This window comes from Kribbella sp. CA-294648, assembly GCF_050943845.1.
Classification (GTDB): Bacteria; Actinomycetota; Actinomycetes; order Propionibacteriales; family Kribbellaceae; genus Kribbella.
Genome location: NZ_CP191981.1, coordinates 8,482,942 through 8,494,596, shown reverse-complemented (window position 1 = coordinate 8,494,596; position 11,655 = coordinate 8,482,942). Strand labels below are relative to the sequence as shown.

Below are 11,655 nucleotides of genomic sequence, written 5' to 3'. Positions count from 1 at the left end.
CTCACCCAGACCCTAGCTCGCACCGCCGCCCGCCCACCAACCATTAACCGGCGAGTCGCTCAGCCGACCGCGATCACCTCGAGTTCGACCAGCCAGTCCTCGGCCAGGGTCTGCGCGACGATCGCCGTGGTCGGCACCGCACGGCCACCGAGCGCCTTGACCCGGGCGGTCGCGTTCGCATCGGCGTACGCCGGATCGCGCAGGTAGCTGGTGATCCGGACGATGTTGTCCACGGTCATCTCGGCGGAGGCGAGGATGCGGGCCAGGTTCGACCAGATCTCCGTCACGGGGATTGCGGGGGATGGCTTCCATAACCACCGATCATGCGGTCCGGGAGGGTCGCGGCCTATTGATTGATCAGGCGGGCCTTGATCTCGTTCTTCAGGACCTTGCCGACCTTGGAGCGGGGCAAATCCGGCCAGACGATCACCTGTTTGGGGGCCTTGACGCTGCCGAGTTTGCTTTTCACGTAGTTGCGGACCTCCGACTCGGTCACGGCCAGCCCAGGGTGCAGTTGCAGAACCGCGGTCACCCGCTCGCCCCATTTCTCGTCCGGAAGGCCGATGACCGCGCAGTCGCGGATCGCCGGATACGTCATCAGCGCCTGCTCGACCTCCGCCGAGTACACGTTGAATCCACCCGTGATGATCATGTCTTTCGCCCGATCCACTATGTAGAGGTAGTTGTCGTCGTCCAGGAACCCGATGTCACCGGTGTGGTGCCACCCGTACTGCGAAGCTGCCGCGGTCGCCTCCGCGTCGCGGTAGTACCCGGCCATCACCAGCGACCCCCGGACGACGATCTCGCCGCGTTCCCCGGTCCCCAGCAGTCGCCCGTCGTCGGCCATGATCGCCACCTGGGTCAGCGGCGACGGCCGTCCCGCGGAAGCGAACCGCTCGACCGCAGGCGTTCCGTCGGCGTGGAAGTGGTCGGCCGGCGCCATCGTGGAGATCATCATCGGCGCCTCGCTCTGACCGAACAGTTGCGCCATCACCGGCCCGATCCGTGTCAGTGCCTCCTCCAGGCGAGCCGCGGACATCGGCGCGGCGCCGTACCAGAAGCACTGCAGTGAGCCGAGCTCCGTACTGGCCAGCTCAGGATGCGCCAGCAGCATGTAGATCAGCGTCGGCGGCAGGAACGTGTGGGTGACCCGATGCCGCTCGACCAGCCGCAGGAACTCGTCCAGGTCGGGCGCCGGCATGATCACGATCTCGCCGCCGAGCGTCAGGACAGGAAAGCACAGCACGCCGGCCGCGTGCGTCAGCGGTGCCAATGCGAGGTACACCGGCCGCCCGGCGAACGGGTAGCTCATCAGGGTGATCGCCGACATCGTCTCGAGGTTCCGCTCGGTCAGCACCACCCCTTTCGGCCGCCCGGTGGTGCCGCCGGTGCCGACCAGCATCGCGGTGTCGTCCAGCGGCTCCAGCGACCACGGCTCAGCCGGTACGCCGTCCAGCCACTCCGTCAGACTCTTTGCGCCAGGCAACGACTCGTCGAGGCAGACGAGGGTGCTCAGCTTCGGCAGGTCGTGCAGGATCTTCTCCACCAACGGCAGGAACGCGCGCTGGAAGATCAACGCGGTGCAGTCGAAGGCGTCGAGCAGCTCACGGTTCTCGGCCGCCTCGTTGCGCGGATTGATCGGGCACCAGATCGCGCCGGCCCGGGCGATCCCGAAGACACAGGCGAACGCGATTGGGTTGTTGGCCGACAGGATCGCCACCTTGTCGCCGGGCAGCACCGCCGATCGGTGCAGGGCGCGACCGACCTGCCACGACAGTTGCTGCACCTCGCCGTAGCTGAGCGACGTACCGGTCATCGTCAGGCAGGGCGCGCCCGCGCCGAGCGAGACGCCCTTGTCGAGATAGTCGTACAACCTCACGAGAACTCCAGGTGGTACAGGTGCGGGGGTGTCATTTGGGGGGTGACTGGGGAGGCACCCCCGCACCTGGTCTCAGTGGTGAACGGTCACCACGGGCTCGAGGACCAGCCCGAAGCTCCGCAGTACGCCGAGCAGCTCGCGGTGGCCGAAGGCCTGGCAGGCCGAGGCGAGCCCCGCGCGCTTCGGCGGCTGCTGCAGGAGCGAGTACGCGGCGTACGCCTGCAGCGCGCCGGTTTGCTTGTAGTTGCTGTTGCCATGGATCACGCAGTGCGCGCGGCCGAGCGGTCCGGAGGCGTGCACCGAGTCGAGCGACGTGTTGATCCGCGGGTTCTCGCGCGGCGGCATGCTGGCCTGGACCGATGCGGCGACCTCGGCGAGGGCGGCGTCCTGCTGCTCGATCGGCAGGGTCTTGATCTGGGACTCGACCATCTTCACGGCCTCGACCACGCCCTGCATGACGGTCCGGTCGAAGACGCCACCGGCGACCTTGACGTTGGCCACGCGCGGATCGTTCTTGAACCAGACCGGGTGGCTGGTACCGCCCCAGGGCAGCGCGAGAGCAGAAGCGTGCTGACCCGGCACATTCACCTCGAAGGTGGTGAGCGGGTCCCACTTCACCAGCTCGTTCTGCTCCAGGTAGTGCCAGTCGGCCTTGAGGATGGTGAAGATGGTCTGGGTCGACGCGTAGGTCGGGAATCCCTTCCACAGCACGAGAATGTCGAGGGTGTCGAGGCCAGGGGTCTCCAGGCAGATGTTCGCGGCGATCTCGCCGGTCGTGTACATCTGTGCGACCCCTGGCGCGAGGAGAAGTCCTTCGGCGGTGAACTTGTCACCCCACCCGTTCTGCGCGTCCAGCAGCCAGTCCTGTTCACCAGTGGTGTCCAGGTAATGGCAGCCGGCCGCCAGACTCGCCTCGACGACCTCGGGCCCGTACTTCACGAACGGGCCGACCATGTTGCTGACCACCTTCGCGCCGCGGAAGAGGTCGGTCAGCGCACTCACCTCGTGCTCGACCTCGACCACCTCGTGGTCGACGGTGTCGATCCCGGGGACCCGGTCGAGCACTTCCTGGATCCGCTTGCCGTCCCGGCCGGCCGCGATGAACGGGACGTTGAACTCACGCAGGTACTCGCAGACGAGCCGGCCGGTGTACCCGGAGGCGCCGTACACGACGACGGGTTTGGTCATCTCACATCCCCATTCCGCCGTCGACCGGCAGGCCCGCACCGGTGATGAACTTGGCCGCGTCCGACGCCAGGAAGACCACCGCGTCGGCCATGTCCCCGACCTCGCCGAGACGTCCCAGCGGAGTCATCCCGATGACGTCGCCGACGGCCGCTTCCGCCGAGGGCCAAAGCCCCAGCGTGACCATGTCGGCCGCGAGCCTCATGCCCATCTCGGTCGGCACCAGCCCCGGATAGACACAGTTCACCCGTACGCCGTACCCGAGCTTGCCGGACTCCATCGCCGCCACCCGGGTGAGCCGGTCGACCGCGGACTTCGTCGCGGAGTACCCGCCGATGCCGGGGAACGGGATGGTCGCCGCGACGCTGGAGATGTTGACCACCGAGCCACCAGTCCCGGCGGGTCCCTCCGGCCGCATCGCCCGGAACGCGTGCTTCAGGCCCAGCGCGGTGCCGAGCACGTTGACGTCAAGCATCGTGCGGACATCGTTCGGATCCAGGTCGACCACCAGGCCGGACAGTTCGACGCCGGCGTTGTTCACCAGGATGTCCAGGCCGCCGAGCTCGCCGATGGTGGCGGTGATCGCCGCCTCCCAGCTCGCGTCCTCGGTCACGTCCAGCGGAACGAAGGCGGCAATGGCGCCGGTCTGCTTCAGCGCGTCGGCGGTCTCCCGGCCGAGGTCCTCGTTGATGTCGGCGATCGCCACCGCGGCACCGGCCTTCGCCAGCGCCTCGGCCATTCCGGCCCCGAGGCCGCGAGCGGCTCCGGTCACCAGAGCTTTCCTTCCGGTCAGGTCGTACCCGCTCATGAACTCTCCCCTTCGGCCGCGCTGCTGGACCTTCGCTGCTGCTGTGTCCTCTTGGCGCCCGGTCTCCGGTGAGGTGCGGTGACCGGGCGGTGATGCACAGCGTCGCCAAGTTCTGGACAGTCGTCAAGAGTTTCTTGGACAACTGTCAAGAAAAATCTGTTTCCGGGGTAAACTCGGAGCAGCAGACCCCAGGAGGCAGAGCGTGACCGAGGTGACGGACCGGATCTCACGCCGCCAGGTGGACAAGTTCGCCGAGCGCCGCGCCCAGCTGGCCACCTCGGCCCTGCGGACCCTGTCGGAGCTCGGCTACGCCCGGACGAGCCTGCGCGAGATCGCGCAGAACTCCGACTTCTCGCACGGCGTCCTGCACTACTACTTCCGCGACAAGGTCGAGCTGATCACGTACTGCGTGAAGCTCTACAAGGCCGAGTGCGTGACCCGCTACGACCAGATCGTCGCGACGGCCCGGTCGGCCGACCAACTGCGCACGGACTTCGCCGAAGCGCTGGCCGTCACCTGCCACGAAGACGGCACGATGCACCGGCTCTGGTACGACCTGCGCAACCAGGCGCTGTTCGAGGAGTCGTTCCGCGCGGACGTCCTGGAGATCGACCAAACGCTCGAACTCATGATCTGGCGCATCGTCAGCACGTACGCCGAGCTCAGCGGCCGTCCGATCACGGTCTCCGCCTCAACCGCCTACGCCCTGTTCGACGGCCTCTTCCAGCAAGCCCTCCTCCGCCACCTGTCCGGTCAACCCAACGCCCTGCAGGATCTCCGCGAAGGCGTCGACCGCATCCTCCCCAAACTCCTCGTCCCCTAATCGCGGCCTATCGCTCGCGGTCGTCGCGGATGCGTTTGGCTTTGCCCAGTGAGCGTTCGAGGGCGTGCGGCGGGAGGACCTCCACGGCCGCTGTCACGCCGATCCGCTCTTTGATCCGGCCGGAGAGCGTTGCACCGGCCGACGCGTAGGACGACGCGGGGAGGTCCGGTGCGGCTTCGACCTGGACTGTCAGTTCGTCGAGGCGGTTCGGGCGGGTGAGGATGCAGAGGTAGTGCGGGGTGAGGCCCTCGACCAGCAGGAGTTGTTCCTCGATCTGGGTCGGGAAGACGTTCACGCCGCGGACGATCATCATGTCGTCGGTGCGACCGGTGATCTTCTCCATCCGGCGCATCGCCGGCCGCGCCGTCCCGGGGAGCAGGCGGGTCAGGTCGCGGGTGCGATAGCGCAGTACGGGGAAGGCTTGTTTGGTGAGGGTGGTGAAGACCAGCTCACCCTCCTCGCCGTCGGGGAGCACCTCGCCGGTGACCGGATCGATGATTTCCGGGTAGAAGTGGTCCTCCCAGATGTGCAGGCCGTCCTTGGTCTCGACGCACTCCTGCGCGACGCCCGGCCCCATCACCTCGGACAGGCCGTAGATGTCGACCGCGTGCACACCGGTCTTGCTCTCCACCTCGGTGCGCATCTGCTCGGTCCACGGCTCCGCGCCGAAGAGCCCGATCTCCAGCGAGGTCTCCCGGGGGTCGATGCCTCTAGCAATCATCTCGTCGACGATGGCGAGGAAGTACGACGGTGTCACCATGATGATCCGGGCTCCGAAGTCGCGGATCAGGTCGACCTGCCGCCCGGTCATCCCGCCGGAGACCGGTACGACGGTACAGCCGAGTCGCTCGGCTCCGTAGTGCGCACCCAGCCCGCCGGTGAAAAGCCCATAGCCATAAGCGATATGGCAGACATCGCCCGCCCGGCCGCCGGCGGCACGGATCGACCGGGCCATCAGGTCCGCCCAGTTGTCGAGATCGCGGCGGGTGTACCCGACGACGGTCGGGCGGCCCGTCGTACCGGAGGAGGCGTGCACGCGGACGACTTCCTCCCGCGGTACCGCGAACATCCCGAACGGGTAGTTGTCCCGCAGATCCTGCTTGTCCGTGAACGGCAGCCGGCCGAGATCGGACAGCTCCCGCAGCTCGCCGGGCTTGAACCCGACCCCGTCCAGCGCCGCCCGATAGTGCGGAACATTCTCGTACGCCGCTCGCACGCTCGCCTGCAGCCCGGCCAGCTGCCGCGCCTTGAGCTCGTCGACGGACAGCCGCTCGCCGTCGTCCAGCAGGTCGGGCGGACAGGCTTCCCCGAGAAATCGCTCAGTCATGAGACGAGCTTCAGGGGCGGGCCAGCAACGTGGCAATCCCCTGACCGACTCCGATGCACATGGTGGCGAGCGCGTACTCGGCGTCGCGATGGCGAAGCTCGAAGGCGGCGGTGAGGGCGAGTCGCGCGCCGGACATGCCCAGGGGATGCCCCAGGGCGATCGCGCCACCGCTCGGATTCACGTGCTCGGCGTCGTCGGGGAGATCGAGCTGCCGCAGTACGGCGAGGGACTGGGCCGCGAAGGCCTCGTTGAGTTCGATCACGTCGACGTCGGACAACGCGACACCTGCCCGGAGGAGCACCTTGCGCGTCGCCGGGACCGGACCGACGCCCATGATGCGCGGTGGGACACCAGCGGCCGCGGTCCCGACGATCCGGGCCAGCGGCGTGACGCCGAGTCGCTCGACCGCCTCGCCGCTCATCACCAGCAACGCCGCCGCGCCGTCGTTGACGCCCGAAGCGTTGCCCGCGGTGACCGTGCCCGGATCGCGGAACGGAGTCTTCAAACCGGCCAGCGCCTCCAGTGTCGTCTCACGCGGGTGCTCGTCGGTGTCGACGACGGTCACCGCGCCGCGCTTGCCGGGCACCTCGACCGGGGTGATCTCCTCGGCGAGCCGGCCGTTCGCGATCGCCTTGGCCGCGCGCTGCTGGCTGCGCAGCGCGAACAGGTCCTGGTCCTCCCGCGAGATGGAGAACTCGGCGGCGACGTTCTCCGCGGTCTCCGGCATCGAGTCGATCCCGTACTGCTTCTTCAGCACCGGATTGACCAACCGCCAGCCGATCGTGGTGTCGAAGATCTCCGCCTGGCGGGCGAAAGCCGTTGTTGCCTTGGGCATCACGAAAGGTGCCCTCGACATCGACTCGACCCCACCGGCCAGCACGATGTCGTTGTCGCTGGCAAGGATCGACCGGGCCGCCGCGGCGACCGCGTCCAGCCCGGACCCGCAGAGCCGGTTGATCGTCGAGCCCGGCACGGTGTCCGGCAGCCCGGCCAGCAGCAGCGCCATCCGGGCCACGTTGCGGTTGTCCTCGCCGGCCTGGTTCGCGCAGCCGAGGTACACGTCGTCGACCGTGCCCGGATCGAGCGAGGGGTGCCGGGCGAGCAGCGCGGACAGAGCGTGCGCCGCGAGGTCGTCGGGCCGGACCGCGGCGAGCGCGCCGCCGTACCGGCCGATCGGCGTGCGGATACCGTCCACCAAATACGCTACTCGGCTCATGAGATCTCCCGCTCAAGACTGACAAACGTAGTCATGGTGCCTCCCGGTCAAGACTGACAAACGTGGTCATGGCGCCTCCCGCTCAAGACTGACAAACGTGGTCATGGGGCCTCCCGGTCTGGACTGAGGAACGGAGGGAGCGAAGCGACCGGAGAGACGAGGGAAGACCGGGAGGTTAGCCCCATGACCCGCCGAGCCGGAGGCGAGGCCAAAAGCACAGTCACGTGTCCTCCTCGAAGCGGGCATCCGGAACGGAGAGAGTGTTGTGACACTCTATCCCCGATCTGATCTTGGACTGTAATATCACGGGTATGACTACTGACTGGCTTGCCGCCCATCGTGACCGGCTGGACGGCGCGCTGGCCGCCATCCGCAGCCGTGGCTACTTCTCCGCCTTCCCGGAGTCGCCGAGCCCCCGGGTGTACGGCGAAACGGCGGCCGAGGACGGTAAGGCGGCCTTCGAGGCGCATCGCGGGACGGCGTACCCGCTCGAGACGCCGGGTGCGACCGGCACGGTCAGCTCCGAGGAGTCGCCGTACGGCGTCCAGCTGGACGTGCAGTACCCGCACCTGACGGAGAGCGGCCTGGACGAACTGCTGGCGGCTTCGCGGAAGGGTCTTTCCGGATGGCGGAAGGCCGGGGTCGACACCCGGACCGGCGTCACCCTGGAGATCCTCGACCGGCTGCACAAGCGGGTCTTCGAGTTGGCCAACGCGGTGCAGCACACCAGCGGTCAGGCGTTCGTGATGGCGTTCCAGGCCGGCGGCGCGCACGCCCTGGACCGGGCGCTGGAGGCGATCGCCTACTCCTACGAGGAAATGGGCCGCTACCCGGCGACCGCCGTGTGGGAGAAGCCGGCCAAGGGCGACCCGATCCGGATGGAGAAGAACTTCACCGTCACCGGCCGGGGCGTCGCGCTGGTGATCGGCTGCAACACCTTCCCGACCTGGAACTCCTGGCCCGGCCTGTTCGCGTCGCTGGTCACCGGCAACGCGGTCGTCGTCAAGCCGCACCCGCTGGCCGTGCTGCCGCTCGCGATCACCGTCGAGGTCTGCCGCGAGGTGCTCGCCGAGGCCGGCTACGACCCGAACCTGGTCACCCTGGCCGCCGAGCACCCCGGTGACGGCCTGGCCAAGCCGCTCGCGCTGCGTCCCGAGGTGAAGCTCATCGACTTCACCGGCGGCAGCGAGTTCGGCCAGTGGCTGGAGCAGAACGCGACCCAGGCCGAGGTCTTCACCGAGAAGGCCGGCGTGAACGCGGTCATCATCGACTCGACCGACTCCTTCAAGGCGCTGTGCAACAACCTCGCCTTCACACTGTCGCTGTACTCCGGGCAGATGTGCACCACGACCCAGAACCTCTTCGTCCCCGCCGACGGCATCGAGACCGACGAGGGGCACAAGTCCTTCGACGAGGTCGGCGCCGGTCTGGCCAACTCGATCGGCAAGCTGCTCGGCGACGACGCCCGCGCGGTCGAACTGCTCGGCGGCATCGTCAACCAGGCTGTGGTCAACCGGCTCGAGCTGGCCCCGGAGTACGGGCAGGTTGTTTTGGAGTCCCGGGCGATCAAGCACCCGGCGTACCCGGATGCGGTGGTTCGAACGCCGGCGCTGGTGGCCATCGACGCGAAGAACGAAGACGTCTACGGGCGCGAGTGCTTCGGCCCGGTCTCTTTCCTGGTTCGGACCAGCGGGACGGCCGAGTCGATCGACCTGTTCCGGCGGACGGTCGCCGAGGGCGGCGCGATGACGGCCGGTGTGTACTCGACCGACTCGCAGGTGCTGGAGGAAATGCGCGAGGCGGCGCTCGACGTCGGCGTGGCGTTGTCGGAGAACCTGACCGGTCAGGTCTTCGTCAATCAATCGGCTGCTTTCAGCGATTTCCACGGCACCGGAGCGAACCCGGCCGCTAACGCGACGTACACGGACGGCGCTTACGTTGCGAGCCGCTTCCGCGTCATTCAGTCTAGGCGTCATGCCTGACGCCCTGGATTCGGAGAACCTGAAGGAAGTACTCGCGTACTACGACAGCTGGCTGGCGTTCAATCAGCGCTACCGGCGGATCCCTGGAGTCCAGGCCGCGGTGCTGTTCCGGCCGTCGCCCGACGACCCGGGCCAGGCGTTCGCCGGTGACGCCGTCGCGTTCTCGGCGGCGTACGGGCAGGCCGACGTCGAAGAGGGCGTAGCGCTGACCGAGCAGCACCTGTTCCGGATCGCGTCGCACTCGAAGACGTTCACCGCCACGGCCCTGCTGCAACTGGCCGAGCAGGGCAAGCTGCGGCTGGACGACAAGGTCGCGATGCACGTCACCGAGATCGTCGGTACGCCGCTGGGCGAGCGGACGATCCGGGATCTGCTCAGCCACGCCGGTGGGGTCAGCCGCGACAGCGACGAAGGCGACTTCTGGCAGCTCGGCAAGGCGTTCCCGGATCGCGACGAGCTGCTCCGGGTGATCAAGCAGCCCGGCACGGACGTGCTCGCGGACAACGACCGGTTCAAGTACTCCAACATCGGTTTCGGCCTGCTCGGCCTGGTGATCGAAGCGGTCACCGGTACGTCGTACAACGACTTCGTGCAGACCGCGATCGTCGACAAACTCGGCCTGACCGGGCTCGGCCCGGAGCTCGACCCGAACCGGGCCGGCGAGTATGCGGCCGGCTACAGCTCCCTCGCGTACGCCGACCAGCGCGTGCCGATCGACCACATCGACACCGGCGCGCTCGCGTCGGCGACGGGGTTCTTCGGGACCGCGCGCGATGTGGTCAGCTACTGGTCGGCGCATTTGCCCGGCGACGACCGGCTGCTGACCGATGCGTCCAAGCGGCAGATGCAGCACGCGTGGTGGAAGACGGCGGAGGACGACGGGTCGAAGTACGGGCTGGGTCTGATGGTGTCGAAGCTCGGCGAGCGGGAGCTGTTCGGGCACAGCGGTGGCTATCCGGGGCACATCACGATGTCGCTGGTGGATGCCAAGTGGCGGCTGGCGGTGACGGTGCTGACCAACGCGATCGACGGGCCGGCCCGGCAGTTGGCCGAGGCTGCTTTCAAGCTGGCCGACCTGGCCGAGTCCAAGCCACGGCAGGAAGCGACCGGGCTGGGCCGCTTCACCGGCCGCTACGCGAACCTGTGGGGTGTCATGGATGTGGTCCTGCTCGGCGGGCGCCTCTACGTGCTCGACCCGACCGCGGTCGACCCGGCCGCCGACCCGACGATCGTCGAGGTGGACGGCGACGACCTCCGCATCACCGGCGGCTCGGGCTACGGAGCTTTGGGTGAGGCCTACCGCTTCGCCTTCGGCCCGGACGGAGAGGTCGAGTCGGTCCGCGGCTCCAGCGGCCTCTCCCACCCGATCGAGGGCTTCACGCTACCCGGTCGAGTGCGGGTTAGTACCGTTCAGGCATGACCATCCACGGCGACCATCCGTTCCTGCCGCCTGAGTCGGAGCGCAGCCCGGTACGCCGGTTGCGGGGGCGGTTGCCGTCGCCCGTCGGGTTGTGGACTACGCAGTACGAGGGGAAGCGCGCCGGGCTGACCGTCTCGTCGATGCTGGTGGCGGATGGTGAGCCCGGGTACGTGATCGGCCTGATCGACCCGGACTCCGACCTGTGGGAAACGTTGCGCAAGGCAAAGGTCGCCGTGGTCAGCCTGCTCGGCGCCCCCCACCAGCAACTAGCCGACGCCTTCGGCTACGTAGCCCCGGCCCCCGGCGGCCCGTTCCGCATGCTCGACTGGACCGACACCGAATGGGGCCCGGCCCCGATCGGAGTAACCACCTGGGCCGGCTGCCGCCTGGTAACCCCCGACCCACCCGAAGTCGGCTGGGCCCTCCAGGTCCAACTAGAACTAGCCCACGTAGAACTCCTCCCCGACGACCTCCCACCTCTGGTCCACCGCCGCGGCCGCTACACGGCGCTGTAACTTGCGGGCCTACTCGTCGGCGTCGAGGGCTCGGATTCGGTCGGCTTGCTGGTTCTGGAGTTTTTCGCCCTGGTCGAGGAAGTCCAGGATCAGTTCGAGCTCGGCCCGGTTGTAGCGGTTGAGGCGGGCTGTGCCCGCGGGACGGAGTGGGTCGTAGAGCTCGCTGGTCCGCTTTTCGACTGATGCGGTCGGGCGGACCAGGACCCGTCGCCGGTCGACCTCGTCGCGGGTGCGGCCTGCATAGCCCGCGGCCTCGAGTCTTTCGATCGCGGCCGTTGTCGCCGCGGGGCTGAGGCCTGCGGCGGTCGCCAACTCACCGGCGGTCATCCCGCCGCCGCGCAGTAGCAGGCCGATACACAGCAGATCCGTGCGGTTGACCCCCAGCGCCTGTGCAGCCGCTGCGTCGACGCGGTCGGTGGCGTCCTGGAACCGGATCACCGCCGCCGCGATCGCCGCCGTCAGCTCGTCCCGCGATTGTTTCGACACTCGAAATACTTTAG

Annotated in this window: 11 protein-coding genes; 4 read left to right on the top strand and 7 right to left on the bottom strand. The window is 68.1% G+C overall.

All coding sequences use genetic code 11. From position 1 onward, the window contains the following. Window positions 1-59 precede the first annotated feature (59 nt). The 4 genes from ACQPYM_RS40510 to ACQPYM_RS40495 form a co-directional block, all read right to left on the bottom strand. Complete coding sequence (locus tag ACQPYM_RS40510) at window positions 60-287, bottom strand: RidA family protein (RefSeq protein WP_433012173.1); 228 nt, start codon at window positions 285-287, stop codon at window positions 60-62. Between the two features lie 59 nt (window positions 288-346). Beyond that, window positions 347-1,879 (bottom strand): AMP-binding protein, encoded by a 1,533-nt coding sequence (locus tag ACQPYM_RS40505; protein WP_433012170.1) that lies wholly within the window; start codon window positions 1,877-1,879, stop codon window positions 347-349. A 72-nt stretch (window positions 1,880-1,951) separates the two neighbouring features. After that, window positions 1,952-3,067, bottom strand: coding sequence for a DUF5938 domain-containing protein (locus ACQPYM_RS40500; RefSeq protein ID WP_433012168.1), 1,116 nt, complete (start codon window positions 3,065-3,067; stop codon window positions 1,952-1,954). A gap of 1 nt (window position 3,068) precedes the next feature. Further along, window positions 3,069-3,872: an SDR family NAD(P)-dependent oxidoreductase gene (locus ACQPYM_RS40495; protein WP_433012165.1), complete on the bottom strand. Its 804-nt coding sequence runs from the start codon at window positions 3,870-3,872 to the stop codon at window positions 3,069-3,071. A gap of 202 nt (window positions 3,873-4,074) precedes the next feature. Between ACQPYM_RS40495 and ACQPYM_RS40490 the strand changes: the two genes are divergently transcribed. Next, window positions 4,075-4,695, top strand: coding sequence for a TetR/AcrR family transcriptional regulator (locus ACQPYM_RS40490; RefSeq protein WP_433012162.1), 621 nt, complete (start codon window positions 4,075-4,077; stop codon window positions 4,693-4,695). Window positions 4,696-4,702: 7 nt separating this feature from the next. Here the strand turns inward: ACQPYM_RS40490 and paaK are convergent, their stop codons facing one another. Beyond that, window positions 4,703-6,022 (bottom strand): phenylacetate--CoA ligase PaaK, encoded by a 1,320-nt coding sequence (paaK, locus tag ACQPYM_RS40485; protein ID WP_433012159.1) that lies wholly within the window; start codon window positions 6,020-6,022, stop codon window positions 4,703-4,705. Window positions 6,023-6,032: 10 nt separating this feature from the next. Then, window positions 6,033-7,238, bottom strand: a complete 1,206-nt coding sequence (pcaF, locus tag ACQPYM_RS40480) for a 3-oxoadipyl-CoA thiolase (protein WP_433012156.1) — start codon at window positions 7,236-7,238, stop codon at window positions 6,033-6,035. A gap of 311 nt (window positions 7,239-7,549) precedes the next feature. Between pcaF and paaN the strand changes: the two genes are divergently transcribed. Genes paaN through ACQPYM_RS40465 form a run of 3 tightly spaced genes read left to right on the top strand, consistent with a single transcriptional unit; the run spans window position 7,550 to window position 11,155 of the window. After that, window positions 7,550-9,220 carry a phenylacetic acid degradation protein PaaN gene (gene paaN / locus ACQPYM_RS40475; RefSeq protein WP_433012153.1) on the top strand — a complete coding sequence of 557 codons (1,671 nt, stop codon included), beginning with the start codon at window positions 7,550-7,552 and terminating at the stop codon, window positions 9,218-9,220. Next, the gene (locus ACQPYM_RS40470; protein WP_433012150.1) at window positions 9,213-10,640 is read left to right on the top strand and encodes a serine hydrolase domain-containing protein; all 1,428 of its coding nucleotides are present in this window, start codon (window positions 9,213-9,215) and stop codon (window positions 10,638-10,640) included. The genes paaN and ACQPYM_RS40470 overlap by 8 nt, the downstream gene beginning before the upstream one ends. Continuing rightward, window positions 10,637-11,155 (top strand): flavin reductase family protein, encoded by a 519-nt coding sequence (locus ACQPYM_RS40465; protein ID WP_433012147.1) that lies wholly within the window; start codon window positions 10,637-10,639, stop codon window positions 11,153-11,155. The genes ACQPYM_RS40470 and ACQPYM_RS40465 overlap by 4 nt, the downstream gene beginning before the upstream one ends. A gap of 9 nt (window positions 11,156-11,164) precedes the next feature. Here the strand turns inward: ACQPYM_RS40465 and ACQPYM_RS40460 are convergent, their stop codons facing one another. Beyond that, window positions 11,165-11,641 carry a MarR family winged helix-turn-helix transcriptional regulator gene (locus ACQPYM_RS40460; RefSeq protein WP_433012144.1) on the bottom strand — a complete coding sequence of 159 codons (477 nt, stop codon included), beginning with the start codon at window positions 11,639-11,641 and terminating at the stop codon, window positions 11,165-11,167. Window positions 11,642-11,655 lie beyond the last annotated feature (14 nt).

Bases quoted from the DNA above. Each gene is read 5' to 3' on its own strand.
- paaK (WP_433012159.1), bottom strand. From the start codon at position 6,022: ATGACTGAGCGATTTCTCGGGGAAGCCTGTCCGCCCGACCTGCTGGAC.
- ACQPYM_RS40470 (WP_433012150.1), top strand. From the start codon at position 9,213: ATGCCTGACGCCCTGGATTCGGAGAACCTGAAGGAAGTACTCGCGTAC.
- pcaF (WP_433012156.1), bottom strand. From the start codon at position 7,238: ATGAGCCGAGTAGCGTATTTGGTGGACGGTATCCGCACGCCGATCGGC.
- ACQPYM_RS40500 (WP_433012168.1), bottom strand. From the start codon at position 3,067: ATGACCAAACCCGTCGTCGTGTACGGCGCCTCCGGGTACACCGGCCGG.
- paaN (WP_433012153.1), top strand. From the start codon at position 7,550: ATGACTACTGACTGGCTTGCCGCCCATCGTGACCGGCTGGACGGCGCG.
- ACQPYM_RS40495 (WP_433012165.1), bottom strand. From the start codon at position 3,872: ATGAGCGGGTACGACCTGACCGGAAGGAAAGCTCTGGTGACCGGAGCC.
- ACQPYM_RS40465 (WP_433012147.1), top strand. From the start codon at position 10,637: ATGACCATCCACGGCGACCATCCGTTCCTGCCGCCTGAGTCGGAGCGC.